Annotated in this window: 20 protein-coding genes; 10 read left to right on the top strand and 10 right to left on the bottom strand. The window is 69.3% G+C overall.

Annotated elements, in window-relative coordinates; genetic code table 11:
* Positions 1-2: 2 nt before the first annotated feature.
* The 4 genes from ACQ4LY_RS08660 to ACQ4LY_RS08645 all read right to left on the bottom strand — a co-directional run bounded on the left by ACQ4LY_RS08660 (position 3) and on the right by ACQ4LY_RS08645 (position 5,201).
* The gene (locus ACQ4LY_RS08660; protein WP_431075612.1) at positions 3-908 is read right to left on the bottom strand and encodes a carbohydrate ABC transporter permease; all 906 of its coding nucleotides are present in this window, start codon (positions 906-908) and stop codon (positions 3-5) included.
* Positions 905-1,843 carry a carbohydrate ABC transporter permease gene (locus ACQ4LY_RS08655; protein WP_431075611.1) on the bottom strand — a complete coding sequence of 313 codons (939 nt, stop codon included), beginning with the start codon at positions 1,841-1,843 and terminating at the stop codon, positions 905-907. Before ACQ4LY_RS08655 ends, ACQ4LY_RS08660 begins: the two co-directional genes overlap by 4 nt.
* A gap of 69 nt (positions 1,844-1,912) precedes the next feature.
* Positions 1,913-3,193: an ABC transporter substrate-binding protein gene (locus tag ACQ4LY_RS08650; protein WP_431075610.1), complete on the bottom strand. Its 1,281-nt coding sequence runs from the start codon at positions 3,191-3,193 to the stop codon at positions 1,913-1,915.
* Positions 3,194-3,233: 40 nt separating this feature from the next.
* The gene (locus ACQ4LY_RS08645) at positions 3,234-5,201 is read right to left on the bottom strand and encodes a DUF2264 domain-containing protein (RefSeq protein WP_431075609.1); all 1,968 of its coding nucleotides are present in this window, start codon (positions 5,199-5,201) and stop codon (positions 3,234-3,236) included.
* A 145-nt stretch (positions 5,202-5,346) separates the two neighbouring features.
* On the opposite strand from ACQ4LY_RS08645, the gene ACQ4LY_RS08640 reads away from it, so the two are divergent.
* Both ACQ4LY_RS08640 and ACQ4LY_RS08635 read left to right on the top strand, forming a co-directional pair.
* Entirely contained in the window at positions 5,347-7,149 is a 1,803-nt protein-coding gene (locus tag ACQ4LY_RS08640; RefSeq protein WP_431075608.1) for a heparinase II/III domain-containing protein, read from the top strand.
* Positions 7,146-8,234 (top strand): substrate-binding domain-containing protein, encoded by a 1,089-nt coding sequence (locus ACQ4LY_RS08635; RefSeq protein ID WP_431075607.1) that lies wholly within the window; start codon positions 7,146-7,148, stop codon positions 8,232-8,234. The genes ACQ4LY_RS08640 and ACQ4LY_RS08635 overlap by 4 nt, the downstream gene beginning before the upstream one ends.
* Before the next feature lie 555 nt (positions 8,235-8,789).
* Here the strand turns inward: ACQ4LY_RS08635 and ACQ4LY_RS08630 are convergent.
* Positions 8,790-9,740: a LacI family DNA-binding transcriptional regulator gene (locus tag ACQ4LY_RS08630; RefSeq protein WP_431075658.1), complete on the bottom strand. Its 951-nt coding sequence runs from the start codon at positions 9,738-9,740 to the stop codon at positions 8,790-8,792.
* Positions 9,741-9,906: 166 nt separating this feature from the next.
* On the opposite strand from ACQ4LY_RS08630, the gene galT reads away from it, so the two are divergent.
* The 3 genes from galT to galE all read left to right on the top strand — a co-directional run bounded on the left by galT (position 9,907) and on the right by galE (position 13,452).
* Positions 9,907-11,124: a galactose-1-phosphate uridylyltransferase gene (gene galT / locus ACQ4LY_RS08625; RefSeq protein WP_431075657.1), complete on the top strand. Its 1,218-nt coding sequence runs from the start codon at positions 9,907-9,909 to the stop codon at positions 11,122-11,124.
* Positions 11,121-12,317, top strand: a complete 1,197-nt coding sequence (gene galK / locus ACQ4LY_RS08620) for a galactokinase (protein WP_431075606.1) — start codon at positions 11,121-11,123, stop codon at positions 12,315-12,317. The genes galT and galK overlap by 4 nt, the downstream gene beginning before the upstream one ends.
* Before the next feature lie 157 nt (positions 12,318-12,474).
* Positions 12,475-13,452 carry a UDP-glucose 4-epimerase GalE gene (galE, locus tag ACQ4LY_RS08615; protein WP_431075605.1) on the top strand — a complete coding sequence of 326 codons (978 nt, stop codon included), beginning with the start codon at positions 12,475-12,477 and terminating at the stop codon, positions 13,450-13,452.
* A 48-nt stretch (positions 13,453-13,500) separates the two neighbouring features.
* Here galE and ACQ4LY_RS08610 read toward each other — a convergent pair whose 3' ends face one another.
* Genes ACQ4LY_RS08610 through ACQ4LY_RS08600 form a run of 3 tightly spaced genes read right to left on the bottom strand, consistent with a single transcriptional unit; the run spans position 13,501 to position 16,867 of the window.
* Positions 13,501-14,826: an MFS transporter gene (locus ACQ4LY_RS08610; protein ID WP_431075604.1), complete on the bottom strand. Its 1,326-nt coding sequence runs from the start codon at positions 14,824-14,826 to the stop codon at positions 13,501-13,503.
* Positions 14,823-15,731 (bottom strand): polysaccharide deacetylase family protein, encoded by a 909-nt coding sequence (locus ACQ4LY_RS08605; RefSeq protein ID WP_431075603.1) that lies wholly within the window; start codon positions 15,729-15,731, stop codon positions 14,823-14,825. Before ACQ4LY_RS08605 ends, ACQ4LY_RS08610 begins: the two co-directional genes overlap by 4 nt.
* Complete coding sequence (locus ACQ4LY_RS08600; protein WP_431075602.1) at positions 15,728-16,867, bottom strand: ROK family protein; 1,140 nt, start codon at positions 16,865-16,867, stop codon at positions 15,728-15,730. The genes ACQ4LY_RS08605 and ACQ4LY_RS08600 overlap by 4 nt, the downstream gene beginning before the upstream one ends.
* A gap of 114 nt (positions 16,868-16,981) precedes the next feature.
* Here ACQ4LY_RS08600 and ACQ4LY_RS08595 point away from each other — a divergent pair, with 114 nt between their 5' ends.
* Positions 16,982-17,509 (top strand): GNAT family N-acetyltransferase, encoded by a 528-nt coding sequence (locus ACQ4LY_RS08595; RefSeq protein ID WP_431075601.1) that lies wholly within the window; start codon positions 16,982-16,984, stop codon positions 17,507-17,509.
* Between the two features lie 13 nt (positions 17,510-17,522).
* Here the strand turns inward: ACQ4LY_RS08595 and ACQ4LY_RS08590 are convergent, their stop codons facing one another.
* On the bottom strand, positions 17,523-18,956 hold the full coding sequence (locus ACQ4LY_RS08590) for a gamma-aminobutyraldehyde dehydrogenase (RefSeq protein ID WP_431075600.1): 1,434 nt from the start codon (positions 18,954-18,956) through the stop codon (positions 17,523-17,525).
* A gap of 100 nt (positions 18,957-19,056) precedes the next feature.
* Between ACQ4LY_RS08590 and ACQ4LY_RS08585 the strand changes: the two genes are divergently transcribed.
* From ACQ4LY_RS08585 to ACQ4LY_RS08575, 3 genes are read left to right on the top strand one after another with little or no spacing between them, the layout of a single operon-like run.
* Complete coding sequence (locus ACQ4LY_RS08585; RefSeq protein WP_431075599.1) at positions 19,057-19,524, top strand: Lrp/AsnC family transcriptional regulator; 468 nt, start codon at positions 19,057-19,059, stop codon at positions 19,522-19,524.
* Positions 19,525-19,552: 28 nt separating this feature from the next.
* Entirely contained in the window at positions 19,553-20,959 is a 1,407-nt protein-coding gene (locus tag ACQ4LY_RS08580; RefSeq protein WP_431075598.1) for an NAD(P)/FAD-dependent oxidoreductase, read from the top strand.
* Positions 20,956-21,303, top strand: coding sequence for a cupin domain-containing protein (locus ACQ4LY_RS08575; RefSeq protein WP_431075597.1), 348 nt, complete (start codon positions 20,956-20,958; stop codon positions 21,301-21,303). Before ACQ4LY_RS08580 ends, ACQ4LY_RS08575 begins: the two co-directional genes overlap by 4 nt.
* A 25-nt stretch (positions 21,304-21,328) precedes the next feature.
* Here ACQ4LY_RS08575 and ACQ4LY_RS08570 read toward each other — a convergent pair whose 3' ends face one another.
* A complete protein-coding gene (locus ACQ4LY_RS08570; RefSeq protein WP_431075596.1) occupies positions 21,329-21,697 on the bottom strand; it encodes a hypothetical protein in 369 nt (122 codons plus the stop codon).
* Between the two features lie 125 nt (positions 21,698-21,822).
* On the opposite strand from ACQ4LY_RS08570, the gene ACQ4LY_RS08565 reads away from it, so the two are divergent.
* On the top strand, positions 21,823-22,509 hold the full coding sequence (locus ACQ4LY_RS08565) for a hypothetical protein (RefSeq protein WP_431075595.1): 687 nt from the start codon (positions 21,823-21,825) through the stop codon (positions 22,507-22,509).
* Positions 22,510-22,663: the final 154 nt, after the last annotated feature.

Raw genomic sequence — 22,663 nt, 5'->3', positions numbered from 1 at the left:
GGTCAGCCCTTCAGCCCGCTGGTGGCGATGCCCTCGACGAAGTACTTCTGCCCGAGCAGGAAGATGATCGCGATGGGCACGACCGAGATCGTGAGTCCGGCGAACAGCAGCGCGTAGTTCGTGTCGAAGAGGTTCGAGACGAAGCTCTTGAGTCCGAGCTGGATCGTCCACAGATCGGGGTTTCGCAGATAGATCAGCGGCCCGAGGTAGTCGTTCCAGGTGTTGACGAACGTGAGCAGGGTGAGGCTCGCGATGGCCGGCACCGACAGCGGCAGCATGATGCGCCGCCAGATGCCGTACTCGCTGAGCCCGTCGAGACGCGCGGCCTCGCTGAGCTCTTCAGGGATCGTCTCGTAGTACTGCTTCATGAGGAACACCCCGAAGGCACCGAACGCCTGGAGCAGGATGATGGCCCACAGCGTGTTCGACACCTTCAGATTCGACAGCAGGATGAACTGCGGGATCATGTACGACTGCCACGGCACAGCGATCGTGCCGATGTAGACGAGGAACAGGATGTCGCGGCCGGCGAACTTCATGCGCGCGAAGCCGTAGGCGGCGAATGATCCGGTCAGCACCTGCAGGAACGTCACGCTGACGGCCAGGAACAGGGTGTTGCGGATCCAGACGAGCATGTTCGACTTCGTCCAGATGTCGATGTAGTTCTGCCACACGAACGTCTCGGGAACCCAGACGACGGGAACCGAGAACACCTCGTTGGCGTTCTTCAGCGAGCTCATGACCATCCAGAAGAACGGTGCGAGCAGGCCGACCGCCGCGATGATCAGGGCGATGTAACCGAGGGTGCGACCGATCGTGAGGCGGGAGCGGGTGCGACCCACGGGGGCGGGGGCGTTGAGCTTGTGCAGCGTCCCCCCGGTGACGAGGACCTGGGTTTCGGTCATCATGCGCTCCGCTTCTTGTTCCAGAGGAACTGGCCGATGGTCACGAGGATGCAGAGGAAGAACAGCGCCACCGCGGCGGCGGACGCGTAGCCGAACTGCGACTCCTCGAAGCCCTTCTTGTAGATGAACTGCGACAGCACCAGGGTCGACTGGCCGGGGCCGCCGTCGGTCATGACGAGGATCAGGTCGAAGATCTTGAAGGAGTTGATGGTGAGCATCACGGTGACGAAGAACATGGTCGGCCGCAGCGACGGGATCGTGACGTTCGTGAAGCGCTGCCACACGTTGGCGCCGTCGACGCGCGCGGCTTCGTGCAGCTCACGCGGCACGGTCTGCAGGCCCGCCAGGAACAGGATCATGTAGTAGCCCATGTCGCGCCAGGTGCTGACGATCACGACGGCCGGCATCGCCCACTCCGACGACGTGAGCCAGCCGGGAGGCTCGGAGATGCCGATCGCCCGGAGCACCTCGTTGATGGGCCCGTAGTCGGGGCTGAAGAGCAGGTTCCACACCACGGCGATCGCGACGATCGAGGTGATGTAGGGGAAGAAGGCGGCGGTGCGGAAGAACGCGACGCCGCGCAGCTTGTTGTTGAGCAGCAGCGCGAGTCCGAGCGATACGACGATCGTCAGCGGGATGTGCATCACCGAGTAGTAGATGGTGTTCCAGAACGCGATGTGGAAGCTGCCGTCGCCCATCAGGCGCTGGAAGTTCGTGAACCCCACCCAGTCGGCCTTGCCGAAGACGTTCCAGTTCGTGAACGCCATGTAGAAGAGGATCAGCACCGGGAGCAGGGTCAGGAACCCGAATCCGATGAAGTTCGGCAGGATGAAGCTCCAGCCGATCAGGGCATTGCGGCGACGCAGAGCCGAGCGTCTGCGGGGCAGCTTCGTCTGCGGCGGGGCCGCGTCGCGGCTCGGGGCCTCGGTGGTGGTCATGTCTCTCGTCTCCTGGATGCTGCGCGAGGGCGATGTCGGGGGCCGACCGGCGGCCGACCCCCGAGTGGATCAGCCGACCTCGTTCTTCACGCGGTCCTCGGCCGTCTTGATGGCGTCGTCGATCGAGGTCGATCCCGACATGACGGCGGTGTGCAGGTCGGCGAGGATCCCCTGGATCGTCGCCGTCTTGCTCGACGTCGGGTTCTCGGGGAGCACCTCGTGCGTCGACCAGGAGAACTTCGACAGGTCATCCGTCGGCGCGCCCTCGACCGCGAAGTACGACTCGACGACGGCGTCGTTCGTGAGCGCCGGGGTGATCCCGATCTCGGCGAGCGCCTGCGCGCCCTCCTCTGATGCGGCGAACTCGAGGAACTGCTTGGCGGCGTCGACCTTGGCGGAGTCGATGTTCGCGTTGATGCCGAAGCCCGTCGGGTCGCCGAACGTCACCGGGGTGTTGTCGGTGCCCGTGGTCTTCTCGTCGAGCTGCGGTGCGGGCGCGATGCCCCACTCGAAGTCGTTCGCCTCGCCCGATGCCTGCTGCGCGATGAGCGTCGCGGTGTACCAGGTGCCCATCAGCATCATCGCGGCCTTCTGCGTGCCGAACTCGCCCTGGTAGGTGAGCTGGTTGGCGGTCGAGGTGTTGAAGTCGACCTGGTCGCCGGCATCCTGCAGTGCGAGCGTGTTGTTGTAGTAGTCCTTCATGTTGCTGAAGTCGCCGTCGAGCACGCTGGTGTCGGTCTGCGCGTTCGCGAAGCCCTGCACGGTCGACTGCCAGCGGTGCAGGTACGTGCCCTTGGAGGCGTCGGTGGTGAGCGCCTCTGCTGCATCCGCGTAGTCGTCCCACGTCCACGATCCGTCGGGCTCGGCGACGCCGGCCGCCTCGAAGAGCGCCTTGTTGTAGAAGAGCACCCAGGAGTCCTGGCGGTACGGCACGGCGTAGGCGGCGCCGTCGACCTCGTAGGAGTCCGCGCCGCTGATGCCGTCGGGCAGCGCCACGTCCGAGACGTCGAGCAGCTGGCCTCCCTCCTGGAAGGTCGTGACGTACTTGACCTCCTTCTGCGTGATGATGTCGGGGCCGGACCCTGCGGCGAGGTCGGCCGTGACGAGGGTGTTGTACTCCGCCGCGTCGTACTCCTTGAGCTCGATCTTCACGTTCGGGTGGTCCTTGGTGAACGCATCGGCGAGCGTCTGGAACTCAGGCGTGGTGTCGATGCTCCAGCCCGAGAGCGTGAGCGTGACGGGGGCGTCGGGGTCGGTGCTCTCACCGGCGTCGCTGCTGCCGGAGCAGCCTGCGAGGGCGAGGGCCGCGACAGCGGCGATGCTGCCGGCGGCGAGGATCTTGCGGTTCATGGGGATACTGCTCCTTTGCAATTGCGGGTCGGGATACGGCTCAGGCGAGCCGGTGTTCGGTGGTGGTGGAATCGGGCCACACGACGGCGACGTCGTCGCCGTCGATGCGGACGGTGGGGGCGGATGCCGCGGCGCGGTCGGAGAGGTGCACCGCGGTCGCGATCCACTCACCCGTCGACACCGGGTACGTGATGACGGGCACGGAGGCTGTGGCGCCGAGCGGGCTCGCGTCGCGCCGGTTCTCGATCGAGGGCACTCCCCCGGGCGTGAGCGCGGCGATGGCGCTGCGGCGACCGCGGGCGCTCGCGGCGGCCGCGGCCTCCGAGACGGTGTCGTCGACGGCGTCGGCGGCGAGCGCCCAGCCGCCGATGCGCAGGGCGGTGGGGGCCGCATCCACCTCGATCCGGTCGATGCGCACGACTCGCACCTCCCATGCACCGCGCACGATCGACCAGGTGGTGACGGTGCCCGCGATCTCGACGTCGCCCGTGATGCCGGAGCCGTGTCGGGTCTGGGTCGCGTCCGGAGTGATCCAGTGCGCGGTCGCCTCGGATCCGGTGATCGCCGCATCCCCGTCGCGCCGGATGCCCTGCACGCGCATGCCGGCACGATGCGTCGCCCGGCCGTCGGCGTGCAGCAGTGCGACCGACTGCTCGAGGGGCTCTGCCCAGGCGTCGCCGTTCAGCAGCGGGCTCGCAGCCGTCGAGTAGCCGAGGCGGGCGTAGAGCGGCGAGTCGCCGACGAGGTCGCCGGGTCGCGCGTGGTCGGCTCCGTGGTTGATCACGCGCACGATGCCGTCGTCGGTCGTCGCGGAGATGATCCACGCCGGGGCTTCGACGACCCGGAGGACGTCTGCGCTCTCGACGGGCAGGGGCTCGGCGGGTGCCGACCACACCGGGTGGTCGGCCGGGAGCGCGATGCCGAGCAGACCCTTCGACGCCCAGTACGGGGATCCGGTGCCGGAGTAGTTCTGCGCGAGCCGGCGCCACTCGTCGTGCCACCCGAGGTCGAGGAGCCCCTGCTCGTTGGGGGCGCCGTTCTCGGCGAAGTGGCGGACGATGGCGGATGCCGCGCGGCGCAGCTGCGCGGCCGGCACCGATGGCACCTCGGCGATCACACCGGCCCAGTAGGGGGCCGCTGCGGCGAAGCGGTAGACGAGGCTGCGGCCCTGGATCAACGGAGCGCCGTCGGCGCCGACGAGGGCGCTCGCGTCCTGCAGGAACGTGTCGAGACGAGCGAGGTCACCCGCGGTGCGGTCGCCGGCGAGGTCGGTGGCGCCCTGCATCCGCGACCACAGCACCGGGTAGAGGTGCAGCGCCCAGCCGACGTAGTGGTCGTACGAGCGGTCGTCGCCGTCGGAGAGCCAGCCGCCCTCGCGGATGAAGGAGTCGTGCTGCGCCAGGTCTCGGTCGATGTCGGCCTGCGACCACGGGCCGCCCACCGAGCGCAGGAAGGTCTGCACCACGACGCGGAACCACAGCCAGTTGTTCTTCGGGTAGCTGTCGTCGCCCACGACGGGCGCGAGATAGTCGATCATGCGGTGCTGAGTGGTCTCGTCGAGGCGATCCCAGATCCAGGGACGCGTCAGGTCGAGGATCAGGGCGATCGATGCCGCCTCGACCTTGGCCTGTGCATGCTCGTCGAGTCGCACCCACCGGTCGGGGCTCGACGGATCGACGCCGGCCACGATGCCGCGCGAGTAGAAGTCGATGAGGTCGTCGACCCCTTCGCCGCGTGCACCCGCGATGCGGAAGCCCGCGAGCAGGAAGGTGCGCACGAATCCCTCGAGGCCGTCGACGTCGATTCCGTATCCGCCTGAGGTACCGGGCAGCGTGATGCGGGCGTTGTTCTCGGAGGCCCATGGACGCACGGCTGCGAGCAGTCGGTCGGCGTAGGCGATCAGATCGTCGCGAGACCACTCCGCGGCCGGGGACCGTTCCGCATTCAGGGAGCGCTCCGCTTCACGGGGGCTCACAGCTGTCGCTGCACCGGTGCGCTCGTACGCCACAGGGTTCTCCTTTGAAGACTGCTTCGGGGTGGACCGCGACGGATGCCGTCTCTTTGCGATCGTTGGGAGATTATCACCGCATTTCGATCAAGACAAGACTCAAATAATACTAGATCGATCATTTTCGATCAGCTAGGCTGAGTGCGTGAACACGCTCCCCGCGCCGACCGCCGATGATCGCGCCGCCTGGTCGCGCATCGATGCGGCCGATCTGCGCGCCCGCGCCGATGCCGATCTCGGCACGCCCTGGCCGCAGCCCCTCGCCAGTCAGGCCGCCCGGGTTCACCGCGACGGTGATCGCCTCGCCTGGGAGAATCCCGCCTTCGCCCGCCAGCACCGACTCAGTCGAGCCGTCGTCGCCGCGGCCGTGACTCTCGACGACCAGTGGATCGACGAGGTCGTCGACGGGGTGCAGTTGCTGTGCGAGCAGAGCTCGTGGTGCTGGCCCGCCCACGACGACACATTCGACAGGCACGGCAGCGTGCTCGCGACCGTCACCGATCCCTACCTCGACCTCGGCGCCGGTGAGGTCGTCGCCCAGCTCGCATGGATCGACCACGTGCTCGGCATGCAGCTCGATGCCCGCACCCCCGGCATCCGCTCCCGCATCCGGCATGAGGCGCAGGTACGCGTCTTCCGCCCCTTCGTCGAGCGCCGCGACTGGCACTGGCTGGGCCTCGACGGCGACGTGCACAACTGGAATCCGTGGATCCACTCGGCAGTCCTGACCGCAGCCGTGCAGCTGCACGAGCACCCCGACCACATCGTCGATCTGGTCGTCGAGGGTCTCGACCGCTACCTCGTCTCGCTGCCACACGACGGCGCGATCGACGAGGGCTATTCGTACTGGTGGAACGGGGCCTGCCGGGCGCTCGAGGCGCTCGACCTGCTCGAGTACGCGACGGACCGCTCACGCCCCGACCTCGCCGGGCTGCGCGAGACCGTCGCGTTTCCGCACCGCTGCCACCTCGGCGGCGACTGGTACGCCAACCTCGCGGACGGACAGGCCCGCCCGTCTGCAGATCTCCCCTGGCATGCCCTGCACCGCGCCGCCCGGCGGATCGGCGATGCGGATGCCGCGGCGCACGCCGCCTCGCACCGCGACGCAGCTCCGTCGGAGGTCGCAGGTCTCGGGCGTCTCGTGCAGGAGCTGACCGATGCCGACTGGCTTGCCGCCACCCCCGCCGCCTCTCCGCTTCCGCGCGACGTGTGGCTGCCCTCGACGCAGGTGCTGCTCGCCCGCGAACGGGCGGGATCGGCCGCAGGTCTCGGCCTCGTGATCAAGGGCGGGCACAACGCCGAGCACCACAATCACAACGACGTCGGCTCGTTCATCGTGACGTCCGATGGGGTTCCCGTGATCGTCGACGCCGGACGCCCGACGTACACGACGGCCACGTTCGGGCCCGACCGCTACTCGATCTGGACCATGCAGAGCGCGTGGCACAACACCCCCACGATCGCCGGCGTCGACCAGTCGCCCGGTCGGGAGTTCGCCGCATCCGAGATCGAGGCCGCAGTGGCGGATGCGGTCTCGTCGCTGTCGCTCGACCTCGGCGCCGCGTACGAGGTCGATGGACTGACGTGGCGGCGCACCGCCGCCCTCGACCGTGCGGCGAGGGTCGTGCGGGTGTCGGACGAGTGGTCCGCTCCCCTGTCCGGCGGGCCGACCACCCTCAACCTCGTCGCCGCCGGCGCCGTCTCCGCCCTCGAAGACGGCGTTCGGATCGCGCCGCTCGACGGGGCGGCAGCCGTCGTCATCCGCTGGCCCGCCGGCATCCGCTCCGCCCATACGGTGCGACTGCTCGACGACCCGATGCTGAGCGATGTGTGGGGCGAGCGACTCACCCGCATCGAACTGGACGTGAGCGCGCACGATCGCGCGTGGATCACGGTAGAAAGAGACGACGCCACCCCGGGGACGGGTGACAGCGAGGACGACCGATGACCGATCAGCAGCACGCTCCGCTGGCGCCCGCGCGTCACGCGCACATCCTCGCCGCCCTCGAACGCGACGGGATCGTGCGAGTCTCGCGGCTGACCGAAGAACTCGGAGTCGCGCCGGTGACACTGCGCCGCGATCTGCAGCAGCTCGAAGAGGAAGGGCGTCTGGAGCGGGTGCACGGTGGCGCCGTCTCGGCGCCGGTCCTCCCTGGCGAAGACCCCGCGCCACCGCAGACCGGTGGCGCGATCGGCGTGCTGGTGCCGTCGCTCGCGTACTACTGGCCCGGTGTCGTGCGGGGCATGGAGGCCGAGGCACGCAAGCGGGGACTTCGCCTGGTGCTGCGCGGAGCCTCGTACGAGCTGCAGGACGAGCGCCCCGTGCTCGAGCGCCTCATCGCCGCCGATGACATCCGCGGACTGATCGTCGCACCCAACCCCGACGTGACGCACGCGCAGGACGTGGTGCAGTGGCTCGACGCCTCCGGAGTACCGGCGGTGTTCGTCGAACGCGACGCCGTGGTGCTCCCCGACCGCGCGCCCGTCGAGAACGTCACCACCGACCACGCCCTGGGCGCCGTGCTCGCCGCACGTCACCTCGCCAGCCTCGGCCACCGCCGCATCGGCCTCATCCTCTCGCGGGAGTCACCGACCGGCCGCAAGATCGTCACCGGATGGGCGACGGCCTGCGAAGAGCTCGGACTCGCACCGGCTGACCACTTCGAGAGCCTCTTCCCCGACCGCAACGGGCCGGGCTTCGCGACCGCCGTCAACGCGGCCATCGACAAGGCACTCGACGCCGGCGTGACGGGTCTGCTCATCCACTCCGACCCCGAGGCCATGGCGTTCATCGACATCGCCCTGAACCGCGGGCTCTCGGTGCCCGAAGACCTCTCGGTCGTCGCCTACGACGACGAGGTCGCGCAGCTGTTCACCCCCGCACTCAGCGCGGTCAGTCCTCCGCGTGCCGCCGTCGGCGCCGCCGCGATCGACCTTCTCGCCAAGCGCATCGCCGACCCCGCGCGTCCGGTGCATCGGGTGTCGCTGAGCCCGACGATGCACGCCAGGGAGTCGTCGGCGCCTCCCGCCTGACCTCAGCGGGTGCTGGAGCTCGCGTTCCCCGCACGCCATGCGGGGCCAGTTGCGCATCCGGCCCGCTATGCGGGGCCAGTTCAGCATCCGAAACAGCCGACTCCAATGTGAAACTGACCCCGGCTGGGGGCGCGGTGCGCTTTTGACCCCGCATAGCGAGCCCGGTGCGTTTTCGACCCCGCAGCGCGACGGCGACGGATCAGGCGGGGCCAATTGCGCATCCGCGCACCAGACCGGGTCAGTTGCGCATCCCGAACCGCTGTTCCCGATGCCGAACTGACCCCGCACCGCTAACCCGGTGCGTTTTCGACCCGCACGGCAAGCCCGGGCGCGCCCAACCCGCAGCGCGACGGCGACGGATCAGGCGGGGCCAATTGCGCATCCGCGCACCAGACCGGGTCAGCTGCGCATCCCGAACCGCTGTTCCCGATGCCGAACTGACCCCGCACCGAGAACCCGGTGCGCTTTTGACCCCCACCGCGAACCCGATGCTTTTTGACCCGTCACGGTCCCGGCGCATGCTCGAGACTGCACCGCGGCGCCTCCCGCCTGACCTCAGCGGGTGCTTGAGCGCTCGACCAGGAGCGTCGGCACCACTGCGGATGCGTCGGCGCCCGGCGTGCCCTCGATCTCGGCGACGAGTCGGTCGACGGCGCGGTGCGCGAGAGCGGTGAAGTCCTGACGGATCGTGGTCAGCGGCGGGCGGTAGTTGGCAGCATCCGGCACGTCGTCGAATCCGATCACGCTGACATCTTCGGGAACCCGGCGCCCCGCCTGGGCGAGCGCGCGCAGCAGCCCCAGCGCCATCTGGTCGTTGCCGCAGAAGACGGCGGATGCTGCGCCCAGCGCGTCGCCCGCGGCGAAACCGGCCTCGGCCGACCAGTCACCACGGACGATCGTCGGCGGCTCGAGGCCCGCGGCGACAAGGGTCTCACGCCAGCCGCGCTCGCGCTCGGACGCGGCGAACGAGTCGGCGGGACCCGCGAGATGGTGCACGGTCTCGTGGCCGAGGCTCAGCAGATGCGCGGTCGCGGTGGCCGCGCCGCCGAGATGGTCGCTGTGCACGACGGCGAGATCCGCCGCCCCGGGGGCATCGACGACCACGAGGCGCAGACCGGCCGGCCGCTCGGCCGCCGGCACCAGCGCTGAGGCCTCGTTCAGCACGATCGCGCCGTCGACCTCCTGCTCGGCGAGGCGTTCGAACGCGTCGGCGACGTTCTCGCCCGCGGTCACGAGGGTGAGGGCGTAGCCACGCTCGGCGGCTGCCTCGGCCGTGGCCTGCAGCATGCGCGAGTTGCCGACCGTCGCGAGTGTGGTGACGACGAGCCCGATCGTCTGCGAGCGGCCGGTGCGCAGCGCGCGCGCCGCTCGGTGCGGCCGGTAGCCGAGCTCGACCATGGCCTTCTCGACGCGCTCCCGGGTTGCGGGGTCGACGCGGGGGCTGTCGTTGACGACGCGCGAGACCGTCTGACCCGAGACCCCGGCGAGGGAGGCGACCATCGCCATCGACACGCGCCCCGACGAGGGGCGTCGTCGGCGGGGTCTGCTGGGCTCGCGCACGAGGTCGTCATCCACCGCAGGCACCCCATCTCGCGTTCGCAACTCAGCAATGTTGACGTTACCACGGCGGTGTGCGTACCATGTTTACGTGAACACGCCCGAATTTCCTGAGATGCGCACCGAGACCCTCTCCGCCGGAATCACGAAGCGCGCGACCACGCTCGCCGACGGCCGCGAGCTGATCTACTTCGACGACCCCGACACGACGCTCGGCGAAGAGCGCGCGGTCGACTCCCGCACCCTCGACCCGCGCGGCGAGACCGCCACGATGCGCCTCGACGTGCTCACGGGAGACTGGATCACGGTCGCCGCGAACCGCCAGAACCGCGTCATGATGCCCAGCGCCGACGCCGACCCGTTGGCCCCGCAGTCGCCGACCAACCCGTCGGAGGTTCCCTCGCTCTACGACGTCGCGGTGTTCGAGAACCGCTCCCCCGCCTTCGGCCCCGCCCTGGCCGAGGCGACAGGCATCGCCCCCGAGGCGAGCAACCCGCCCCGCGGGCTCGACGACCTCTCAGCTCTCGGCCTCGGCCGCACCCGCACCTCGGTCGGCCGCTGCGAGGTCGTGTGCTTCAGCCCCGAGCACACCGGATCCTTCGGCACCCAGTCCGTCACTCGCGCCCGCACGGTCATCGAAGCCTGGGCCGACCGCACCGCCGCCCTCTCGAAGCTGCCCGGCATCGAGCAGATCTTCCCGTTCGAGAACCGGGGCGAGGCCATCGGGGTCACGCTCCCCCACCCGCACGGTCAGATCTACGCCTACCCATACGTGACGCCGCGCACCACCCGCGTGCTCGAGTCGATCGACCGCACGGCGCCCGAACTCTTCCAGCACATCCTCGAGTCCGAGCAGGCATCCGAGCGCGTCGTGTTCCGCGGCGAGCACTGGACCGCGTTCGTGCCCTTCGCCGCCCGCTGGCCGCTGGAGGTGCACCTCATGCCGCACCGCCACGTTCCGGACTTCGCCGAGACGACGGATGCCGAGCGCGACGAGCTCGCCCCGCTCTACCTGCGCCTGCTGCGCGGCGTCGATGCGCTCTACGACACCCCGACCCCCTACATCGCCGCCTGGCACCAGGCCCCGGTCAACGTCGGTCGTGACAGCGTGCGCCTGCACCTGCAGCTCACGAGCCCGCGCCGCGCCGCCGACAAGCTCAAGTTCCTCGCCGGCTCCGAGGCCGCGATGTGGGCCTGGGCCGCCGAGGTCACCCCCGAGCAGGGCGCCGCTCGCATCCGCGAGGCGATCGCCAAGGCAGACGCCGCGCACGCACAGCGCGCCGACACCGCACTGACAGACAGCACCGACATCGCAGACGAGGCATCCGCATGACCACCACCGACGACGCCGCGACCGCCCTCTTCACCGAGCTCACCGGCCATGCCCCCGCCGGAGTCTGGTCGGCTCCCGGCCGCGTGAACCTCATCGGCGAGCACACCGACTACAACGACGGATTCGTGCTCCCGTTCGCGATCCCGCACCGCACGGTCGCAGCCGTCGGGCCCCGTGACGACCGCCGCATCCGCGTCGCCTCGACCTTCGCCGACGAGCCGGTCGAGGTCGCCATCGATGAGCTCGCCGAGCTGTTCCCCACTCCCACCGGTGTAGCGCCGGCAGTGCCCGAGTGGGCTGCCTATCCGCTCGGCGTCGCGTGGGCGCTCCGTCAGGCCGAGGGCGCCTCCGACGCCGTCATCGCCGGCACGGGCCTCGATATCGCCATCGCCTCCGATGTGCCCGTCGGCGCGGGGCTCTCGTCGTCCGCCGCGATCGAGGGGGCCACGGCATCCGCTCTCAACGAGCTGTGGGAGGCCGGACTCGATCGCACCGCCCTCGCCCGTGTCGGTCGCCGCGCCGAGAACGAGGCCGTCGGCGCCCCGACCGGGATCATGGACCAGATGGCCTCGATGCTCGGCGAGCCCGACGCGGCGATCTTCCTCGACTGCCGCTCGCTCGACGCGAACCTCGTGCCCGTCGGCATCGCCGAGGCCGGGCTCGCGATCCTCGTGATGGACACCCGCGTCAAGCACGCGCACTCGACCGGCGGCTACGGCGAGCGCCGAGCCGCGTGCGAGCGGGGCGCCGCGATCATGGGCGTGCCGAGCCTGCGCGACGTCTCGGTCGACGACCTGCCCCGCGCCGAGGAGCTCATGGATGACGTGACCTTCCGTCGGGTGCGCCACGTGGTGACCGAGAACCAGCGCGTGCTCGACACCGTGCGCGTGCTGCGCGAAGAGGGCGCCCGCGCGATCGGCGACCTGCTCGTCGCCTCGCACGCCTCCATGCGCGACGACTTCGAGATCTCGGTGCCCGAGCTCGACACCGCGGTCGAGGCGGCCCTCGCCGCCGGGGCGATCGGCGCCCGCATGACCGGCGGCGGCTTCGGCGGCGCGGCCATCGCGCTGATCGAGCAGGATGCCGTGCAGCAGGTGACGGATGCCGTGAACGCGGCGTTCGCAGCATCCGCCTTCACCGCTCCGGTGATCTTCACCGTCACCCCGTCGGCCGGCGCGCACCGCGACGCCTGACGCGGATTGGTCGGTCCCGATCTGCGGAGCCCGCCCCGAAGCGCGGCCGAATCCGACCGATCCGTCCGCAGATCGGGACCGACCCCGCTGATCGGGACCGACCGGATCCGCGGAACCAGACCTGAGATACTGAACTCTCCACCACCTGAGGAGCACCATGTCCTGGATCGTGACCGGCGGCGCCGGATACATCGGCTCGCACGTCGTACGCGCACTCGCGGATGCGGGGCTCACGCCCGTCATCCTCGACGACCTCTCGAGCGGCGTCGCGTCGTTCGTGCCCGAGGGAGTGCCGTTCGTACAGGGCTCGATCCTCGACCGCGAGCTCGTCGAGAAGACGCTCCGCGACCACGACGCGGAGGGTGTCATCCACGTCGCCGGGTTCAAGTACGCCGGGGTCTCGGTGCAGCGCCCGCTGCACACCTACGCTCAGAACGTCGAAGGCACCCGCGTGATCCTCGAGGCGATGGAGGCCGCGGGCGTCGGCAACATCGTGTTCTCCTCCTCGGCCGCCGTGTTCGGCACTCCCGACGTCGCGCTGGTCGTCGAGGACACCGCCAAGAAGCCGGCGAGCCCGTACGGCGAGTCCAAGCTCATCGGCGAGTGGCTGCTGCGCGATCAGGCGATCGCGACCGCCGACTCGGCGACACCGCTGCGTCACACGTCGCTGCGCTACTTCAACGTCGTCGGATCCGCCGACCCGACCGTCTACGACGTCAGCCCGCACAACCTGTTCCCGATCGTCTTCGAGGCGCTGATCGCCGGCAGGACCCCGCGCATCAACGGCGACGACTACGACACCGAAGACGGCACGAACGTGCGTGACTACGTGCACGTCGGCGACATCGCCGCCGCCCACGTGGCTGCGGCGAAGCGCCTCGCCGCCGGCGAGTCGATCGAGGCGGCCTACAACCTCGGCTCCGGCGACGGCCTGAGCGTGAAGCAGATCATGGATGCCGTGGCACGCGTCACCGGCATCGACTTCACGCCCGAGATCGGCCCCCGCCGTGCCGGTGACCCCGACCGCATCGTCGCCACCGGCGAGCTCGCCGCCCGCGACCTCGACTGGAAGATGCGGTACTCGGTCGACGAGATGGTGCGGACGGGCTGGGAGGCGCGTCGGTCCGCCTCCTGACCCGGAGCGCCGGTCGTCGAGCGAGCACAGCGAGACGAAAAGTGCGGCTCAGAGGTCTCGGGTGCGAATCGGGTAGAGCCAGAAGCAGAGCCAGGCGAGGGCGGCGAAGACCATCGGCACGACCGCGACCATCACGCGGATGCCGCCGTCGACCGCCTCGGGCTGCGCATCGCCCAGCGACGCGTCGAAGCCGGATGCAGTCAGCACCACCGCCGCGACGACGGCCTGCAGCACGACCGAGCCGCGCACCACGAAGCCGTTGACCCCGAAGTAGGCGCCCTCTCGTCGGTGGCCCGTGCGCGTGGCATCCTCATCGATGATCTGGGCGAGCACCACCTCGAGCAGCTGCAGCAGACCGCCGACGCCCACTCCGACCGCGACGCCGACGAGGGCCGCCGCCAGCACGGTCGACGGCAGCAGGAAGCCGAGCATCGCGATGCCGAAGACCGCGACGCTCCACAGCAGCGCCGTGCGCGGTGAGGTATGCCGTACGACGGCGCTCCACAGCACGATCGACGGGATCGCGGTGACGAAGATCGCGCCGAGCAGCAGGCTGCCCTCACCCTCGGGGGCACCCAGGGAGTACCGCACGTAGAACGGGATCGCCGCGAGGATCACGGCGATCGCCGTCTGGATGAACAGCGAGCCGAGCACGTAGGGCACGAACGCCCGGTTCGCGAACGTGTACTTCAGCTGGTCGCCCCAGCGCATCGCCTCTGATGCCGCCTCCGGCACCTGGCGCTCGATCATGCCGCCGAAGAACGACCACACGAGCAGCACCAGGCAGACGGCTGAGAGCGCGACGGCCATGCCAGGCCAGCCGATCGACCCGTACAGTGCGGGCGCGCCCGCGGTGCCCAGCACCATTCCGAGGATCGCGAAGATCTGGCGGGGGACGTTGCCCCGCGCGCGCTCTTCGGTGGTGCGGAAGATCTCGGGGAACAGCGCAGAGATGTTCAGCACCACGACCACGAACGCGATGTCGTAGACCGCGACGACGACCAGGAACCAGACGATGAGACCCGCGGCGGGCAGCGCCGGCGGCATCCACACCAGCGCGAACGCCACGACGAGCGGCACGATGCCGAGCCCGATCCAGGGGATGCGACGGCCCCACGGCGTGCGGATGCGGTCGGACAGCGCCCCGACCACGGGGTTGAGCACCGCGTTGAGCACGCCGTGGGCGATCATCGCGGCGGCGACCCAGGTCGGCTCGACGCCGAGGTGCGTGACGTAGAAGTAGACGACGAACGCCGAGAACGTCTGCGCCATGAGCTGGGTCGGGAATCCGGATGCTCCGAACGCGATCGCCTGCGCCCTCGTGGGCGCGGCATCCAACCTCCGGTCGCGCAGACGCGACGTCAGCGAACTCATACGCTCTCTCTCCGCTGCAGATCGCGCAGATCGCGCCATCCCAGCCTGACCAGCCCCTCGTCGGCGATCGCCTGCAGCACCACAGGATCCGAGAGCAGGCGCAGCTCGTGCCCTCGCTTGACGGCGGCGTAGTCGACGGCCGCGCGCAACTCGTCGTCATCGACCATCGGATGCAGATAGATCTCCGTCACCCCGGCGGGCACAGCGCGCAGCAGCGCGATGAAGCCGTCTCGCACCTGTTCGTACGACTCATCGGGCGCGGGCTCGAACGGATGGCTCCACAGGCGGTCGATGATCTCGACGCCGAAGGCATCCGCGGCCGCCGAGGCTGTCGTGAGCTTCTCCTGCAGGGCGGCGTCGTCGCCGGTGCCCTCGATGCTCCGCGGCAGTCGGAACGGCAGTCCGTGGCGCGCGGCGAGCTCGAAGACGGGCCCCAGGAAGTCGCGTCCCGTCAGCAGCCCGTAGACCGACCCCATGTGGTTGTCGAGGTGCGTGACGTCGACTCCGGCATCCAACGCGGCCTGCAGCTGGGCGCCGATCTCGGCGGCGACGTCATCGGAGGAGGCATGCTCTTCGATCTCGAGCACCCCGGCCGGAAAGTAGCCGGCCTGGTCGACCAGGCTCGTTCCGGTGCCGGTGAGCGGACGCCACCGATAGTCGCTCCACTCGCTCGTGAGCACGAGGTGCACACCGACGTCGAGGTCGGTGCGTGAGGCGGCGAACGCGAGCGCCTCCGGCGCCCAGGCGCACGGCACCATCACTGTCGTGGAGTCGATGTGCCCGGCATCCAGCAGCTGCACGATCGCGGTGTTGGCCGCGTGGCACATGCCGAAGTCGTCGGCGTTGATGATCACGGCTCGAGCCCCTGGGGGCAGTCCGAGCCGGTCGGCGAGGTCTGAGATCATCTGCTGCTCCTGTCCGAGCCGGGGAGAAGACGGGAGAAGACGGTCGCGCGAAGAGCGGATGCCGCCTCCCCCGCCGCTCCCACCAGCGGCGCCTCGGGTCCGAACGACGAGACGATGAATCTCAACGGCAGCCGAGGGGCGAGCTGCTCGGCGTAGTCGGCGACCGCGTCGAGCATAGCGGGGTGTGCGGCGGATCCGCTCAGGATGAACGCCTCGGGGTCGAGCACGAGGGCGACACTGCCGGCGACGAGGGTGAGGCGGCGTCCCATCTCGGTGGCCATCGCGATCGCGGCAGGGTCGCCGGCCACTGCGGCATCGAGGTGCTGATCGATCGTGAGTTCGGGGTCGCGGCCTCCAGCGAGTGCGAGGTCGCGCACCACGTCATCGCCGAGCACAGGGGCACCGATGGGCAGAGGCGTCTGCGGCAGGTACATGACCTCGCCTGCGACACCCGAGAACCCGCGGTGCAGGACGCCGTCGATCACGATGCCCGCTCCGAGTCCGTCATCCAGGAGCAGCAGCGCGAAGCTGGCGAGCTCCGCGCCTGTGCCTGCGGTCAGCTCGGCGAGAGCCGCCAGATTGACGTCGTTCTCGACGCGCACCGGGCAGCCGAGTCCCGCCGACAGGGCGTTCTTGAAGGCCCCGCCGTCTGGCCCCTGGTCGTCGCGGATGCCGCCGTCGGCCGTCACGATGCCGGGGATGCCGACCACCACGAGTTCGAGCGGCCCGGCGACCACGCGTCGGCAGGCGGTGACGAGTTCGACGATGTGCTCCACCCGATCTCCCCGCACCGGGAACGCCGCGTGATGCTCCGCGCGCACCGCGCCGGTCGGATCGACGAGCACGATGTGGGCCGCATGGTTGTCGACGTGCACGGCGGCGGCGAGCCCGAGCTGCGGGTGCAGAGACACGCGTCCGGCGGCGGGTCCGCGTGTCTCGCGATCGACGCCGGCCGGGGCCACGGCGCCGGCACTCTCGAGCATCCGCAGCACCTGCGTCACCGCGGTGCGGGAGAGCCCGGTCTCGGTGACGAGCGCGTTGCGTGTGAGCGGTCCTCGGCGAGCGAGCGTCTCGAGGATAGCCCGGCCGTTGAGGGTGCGTAAGAGGGTCTGCGGGCCCGCCAGTGGTCTTGCCATGATGATCCCCCCGGATTCGACGTGCGCCCAGCATGACACATCGCGTCTCACTGGTCGAGTGGTCCTTCGTCACATTCGACGGCGCTTGCGGAACACCGCTTCTAGAGTGGTGGGATGACGACGCTGCTGATCCGCGACGGAGTGGTCGATGATGCCGATCAGGTGGCCGGCGTGCACGTGCGCTCCTGGCAGGCGGCGTACCGCGGGCTCATCGATCAGGAGGTCCTCGACAGACTCTCGATCCCCGACCGCGCCGACGGCTGGCGACGCAACCTCTCGGACCCGCTGCCGACCATCATCGGCATCCTGGTCGCCGAACGCGACGGCGAGATCATCGGATGGACCTCCTTCGGCTCGGGGCGCGAGGAGGAGGGGGCGGGCGACGGCGAGGTCTACGGGATCTACGCCGACCCCGCCGCGTGGTCGACGGGTGTCGGACGCGCGCTGCTCGACGCCGCCGAGCAGCGCATCCTGAGCGCAGGGCACACGCGCGCCTACCTGTGGGTGCTCGACGGCAACGAGCGCGCCGACGCGTTCTACGCGCGCCGCGGCTGGGAGGCCGACGGCGCGAGCAAGGTCGAGGAGCGGCCGGGCCTGAGTCTGCGGGAGCACCGCAGGGTCAAGCGTCTCGCAGGCTCCTGACCTGACCGCGCTCTCAGTCGAGAGCCGACATCACGTGCTTGATGCGCGTGTAGTCGTCGAAGCCGTACTGCGAGAGGTCCTTGCCGTAGCCGGAGTGCTTGAACCCTCCGTGGGGCATGTCCGAGACGAACGGGATGTGGGTGTTGATCCACACGCATCCGAAGTCGAGGTCGCGTGAGAAGCGCATCGCGCGGGCGTGATCGGTCGTCCACACCGACGAGGCCAGCGCGTAGGGCACGTCGTTCGCCATCTCGAGGGCCTGCTGGTCGGTGTCGAACGACTGCACGGTCAGCACCGGGCCGAAGATCTCACCCTGCACGGCCTCGTCGTCCTGATGCAGACCCGACACGATGGTCGCCTCGAAGAAGTAGCCCGTGTCTCCCTGGCGCCGGCCGCCGGTCTCGATCGTGGCGTGCGCGGGCAGACGGTCGACGAAGCCCTGCACCTGGGCGAGCTGGGCCGCGCTGCTGAGGGGACCGTAGAGCACTCCCTCTTCGTGCGGGGCACCCGTGCGGGCATCGGTCTTCGCTTTCTCGACCAGTGCCGCGACGAACTCGTCGTGCACCGACGAGTGCACCAGCACTCGCGTCGCTGCCGTGCAGTCCTGCCCCGCGTTGAAGAACGCTCCGGTGACGATGCCGGATGCCGCCTTGTCGAGGTTCGCGTCGGGGTAGACGATCGCCGGCGCCTTGCCGCCGAGCTCGAGGTGCACGCGCTTGACGTCGTTCGCCGCCGACCGCGCGACCGCCATGCCGGCACGGACGGACCCGGTGATCGCGACCATCTGCGGGGTCGGATGCTCGACCAGGGCAACCCCCGTGTCGCGGTCGCCGAGCACGACGTTGAGCGTGCCGGCGGGCGTGTGCAGCGCGACGATCTCGGCGAGCAGCAACGTGGTCAGCGGCGTCGATTCGGCGGGCTTCAGCACCACTGTGTTGCCTGCGGCGAGCGCGGGCGCGATCTTCCACACGGCCATGTTGAGCGGATAGTTCCACGGGGTGACCTGACCGATGACTCCGATCGGCTCTCGGCGCACGAAAGAGGTGTGACCGGCGAGGTACTCCCCCGCGGCTCGGCCTTCGAGGCTGCGCGCCGCGCCGGCGAAGAACCGCAGCTGGTCGATCGACTGCAGGATCTCATCGGTCACGAGGCTCGCACGCGGCTTGCCGGTGTCCTTCGACTCGAGGTCGGCGAACTGCTCGGCTCGTTCCTGCATCTCGTCCGCGATGCGGAAGAGCGCCAGCTGCCGATCGGCGGGAGTGGTGTCCCGCCAGATCGGGAACGCGGCGGATGCGGCGGCGTAGGCGGCGTCGACGTCTGACGCGTCTGAGACGGGCAGTTCCCCGTAGGTCTCCTCCGTCACGGGGTCGATGAGCGGCATGCGCCCCTGCCCGTTCACGGGAACGTATTGCCCGCCGATGAAGTTCTGAAGGAGTTCTGTGGCCATGACGGCCATGTTAGCGACCGGATCACGAATACAGAAGAGTCCTCTGATTCAAACGATGGAATCAGTTGCTTCAAGCGCACGATCCTGTCAATATCGACACATGAGCGCCACGCCCAAGCAACCTGTACTGGATGACATCTCGAAGCGGATCGTCGAACTCCTGCAGGAGGACGGCCGCCGCCCCTACGCCGAGATCGGTCGCGAGGTCGGTCTCAGCGAAGCCGCGGCCCGCCAGCGCGTGCAGAGGATGACCGAGGCCGGGATCATCCAGATCGTCGCCGTGACCGACCCGATGCAGCTCGGCTTCAACCGCATGTCGATGATCGGCATCCGCGTCACCGGCGACCCGCGGCTCATCGCCGAGGCGCTGACGAAGATCACCGAGCTCGCCTACGTCGTGGTCACGCTCGGCACCTTCGACATCCTCGTCGAGGCCGTGTGCGAGAGCGACACCCATCTGCTCGATCTGATCGCGACGCGCATCCGCACGATTCCGGGCATCACGCACACCGAGAGCCTGCTCTACGCCGGCCTCTACAAAGACCTCTACAACTGGGGCACGCGCTGAGGCGCGGGCCCGGAACCAGGAGCACATCATGGGAACCACGGTCTTCGAACGTCGCCGCCCCGCGGATGCCGTGATCGACGCCTCGCTGCAGGACACCGCCCTCAGCGTGTTCTGGCTCGATGACGTCGAGCGGGTCACGCACCCCGCGCTCTCGGGCAGCATCACCACTGACCTGGCCATCGTCGGCGGTGGATACGCGGGCCTCTGGACCGCCGTCCGCGCGAAGGAGCGCGACCCCGAGCGTCGAGTCGTGCTGCTCGAGGCGTCGCGCATCGCGTGGGCGGCATCCGGCCGCAACGGCGGGTTCTGCGAGGCGAGCCTGACGCACGGACACGAGAACGGCCTGACGCGCTGGCCCGACGAGATCGATCGTCTCGAAGAGCTGGGCCTCGAGAACCTCGACGGCATCGAATCGACCGTGAAGAGGTACGACATGGATGTCGACTTCGAGCGCACCGGACAGCTGGCCGTGGCCGTCGAGCCGCACCAGGTCGAGTGGCTGCGCGAGGAGGAGGGCTTCCTCGGCCGCGAGGCCGTGCAGGCCGAGGTGCACTCCGACACGTTCCTCGCGGGGTCGTGGGAGCGCGAAGGATGCGCGCTGGTGCATCCCGCCAAGCTGGGACTCGAGCTGGCGCGCGTCGCCGTGGAACTGGGCGTCGAGATCTACGAGCAGTCGCTCGTGCGCGAGATCGTCGGCGACGGATCGAGTGCGATCACGCTCGTCACCCGCGACGGCGGCAAGGTGCGAGCGGATGCCGTGGCTCTCGCCACCAACGTCTTCCCGTCGCTGCTCAAGCGCAACCGACTCATGACCGTTCCGGTCTACGACTACGTGCTGATGACCGAGCCGCTGACCGACGAGCAGCTCGACTCGATCGGGTGGTCGAACCGGCAGGGCCTGGCCGACAGCGCGAACCAGTTCCACTACTACCGGCTCACGGCCGACAACCGCATCCTCTTCGGCGGCTACGACGCGGTGTACCACTTCGGCGGCAAGGTGCGCCCCGAATACGAGGACCGCGCCGAGAGCCACCGCAAGCTCGCCTCGCACTTCTTCACGACGTTCCCGCAGCTCGAGGGCCTGCGGTTCACACACCGCTGGGCTGGGGCGATCGACTCGTCGAGCCGCTTCTGCGCGTTCTTCGGCACCGCCCGCAAGGGACGCATCGCCTACGCGACGGGGTTCACCGGCCTCGGCGTCGGCGCCGCCCGGTTCGCCGCCGACGTCATGCTCGACAAGCTGTCGGGCGAGCCGACCGAGCGCACCGAGCTCGCGATGGTGCGCGAGAAGCCGATCCCCTTCCCGCCCGAGCCCGTCGCCTCGATCGGCGTCAACCTCGTGCGCGCGGCGATGAACCGGGCCGACCACAACGAGGGCAAGCGCAACCTGTTCCTCAAGACCCTGGATGCCGTCGGCATGGGATTCGACTCGTGAGCGAACTCACACAGGGAACCGGAGTGGATGCTGCGGCACTGCCGCTGGTGCACGAACCGCTCCCGCCGGATGAGGTGGTCATCGGTCGCCCGATGACGGCGATGCATGCGTTGGCGACGCTCGGCGAGGTCGAGGTGGGCATCTGGGAGATGACGCCGGGCACGGCATCCGATGTCGAGGTCGACGAGGTCTTTGTCGTGCTCTCAGGTCACGCCCGGATCGAGTTCGTCGAGCCGGCGCTGCCTGCGATCGAGGTCGACCCCGGGTCGGTCGTGCGCCTGGCCTCGGGCCAGCGCACGGTGTGGACGGTCACCGAGACGCTGCGCAAGATCTACATCGCCTGAGGCGCGGCAGGATCGCGGATGCGCGTCAGGCGCGATTCCAGGGCGGCAGCGGATACTCGCTGGCGGGTTCCGGCCAGCCGATCGAGACGACGCACGCCACGACGACGGCGGCGGTGCTCAGCGCGACGAGAACGGACGACGTGACCCTGGCAACCTTCGACGGAGTCTGGTCTCCACCGCGCATCGTGAGAGCCGCCAACCCGAGCAGGACGAGCCAACCCAGGAGACCGAAGACCGAGAGTCCTATCCCGATCTCGCTCTCGGCGTCTTCCCAGAAGCTCCGCTTGATGAACCCGTTCGCCCATCCGAGCCCTGCACCGCTGAATCCCGCTGCAGCGATGAGACCCAGAAGAGTGGCCACGACCCACAGGACGACTCCGCCGAGCATGCGCATGCTGTGAACCCTATCCGCAGGTCACGGGCTTGCCGGTGGATGGCTCTCGAGATCGATGGAGTTGAGGATCGACTTCGCATCCTGAACCATCGGGTCATCCTCACGCACTCTGTCAAGATGTCGTCATGTCCGGCACACGCAAGCTCGTCCCTGCACTCGCCGCGCTCGCCCTGACGGCTGCCGCGCTGACCGGGTGCACCGCCACAGCACCAGCGGCGGTTCAGACGCCCAAGGCATCCGCGCCCACGGATATCGCCGAACCGGTTGCCGAGGCTACGCCTGCGCCGGGATCGACCGAGCCGGGAACCTGCTCCGGCATGTCTCAGGTCTACGGCGACGGAGGCGGGTTGTACTGGGAGCGTCAGGGGACTCTCCGAGATCTCGGCGCACGAGAGTTCGCGCAAGGCGAGGTATCTCTGGACGCTGATGGCACTCCCTTGACCTATACCGTTGAGCCTGGCGACGTCGAGCCTGTGATCGCTGAGCGGCTCTGCGCATGGCCGACCCTCGGCGAGATGAACCACGTACGCGTGATGCAGCCCGGGCAGGTGCTCTGGCTCACCCCGGACCCCGATACCCCGTGGGTGCCGTACTACAGCCCGTGGGACGCCCCTGAGGGGTTCCTGCAGATCCCGTATCAGCAGGCGATCGAGTCCGCGGGCAGGGCGGTTGACGCCGGAGATGTCGACACCGTGCGGACGATCTGGAACGACACGCTCAAGGGCATGTTCACGACACAGGAGACCATTGACGCGGTCCAGAAGGTCGTCGACTCCGGCGACCTCGACGCGCTTCGCCAGCTGTTCTCCTGACGCCGGCCACGACGCGGCACGCCTCGGACAGCGGACGGTCAGGCGTTGGGCTGACCCGCCGTCACGTGCCAATATGGGGCCGTGCGGATCGTCGGCAGTGTCTCTCTCGCTGCCGCAGCGACGCTCATCGGAATGCTCTCGCGGCACCCTACAG

Source organism: Microbacterium phyllosphaerae (assembly GCF_050628115.1).
Taxonomy (GTDB): Bacteria; Actinomycetota; Actinomycetes; order Actinomycetales; family Microbacteriaceae; genus Microbacterium; species Microbacterium phyllosphaerae_A.
This window is presented reverse-complemented; position numbering and strand designations above follow the sequence as displayed.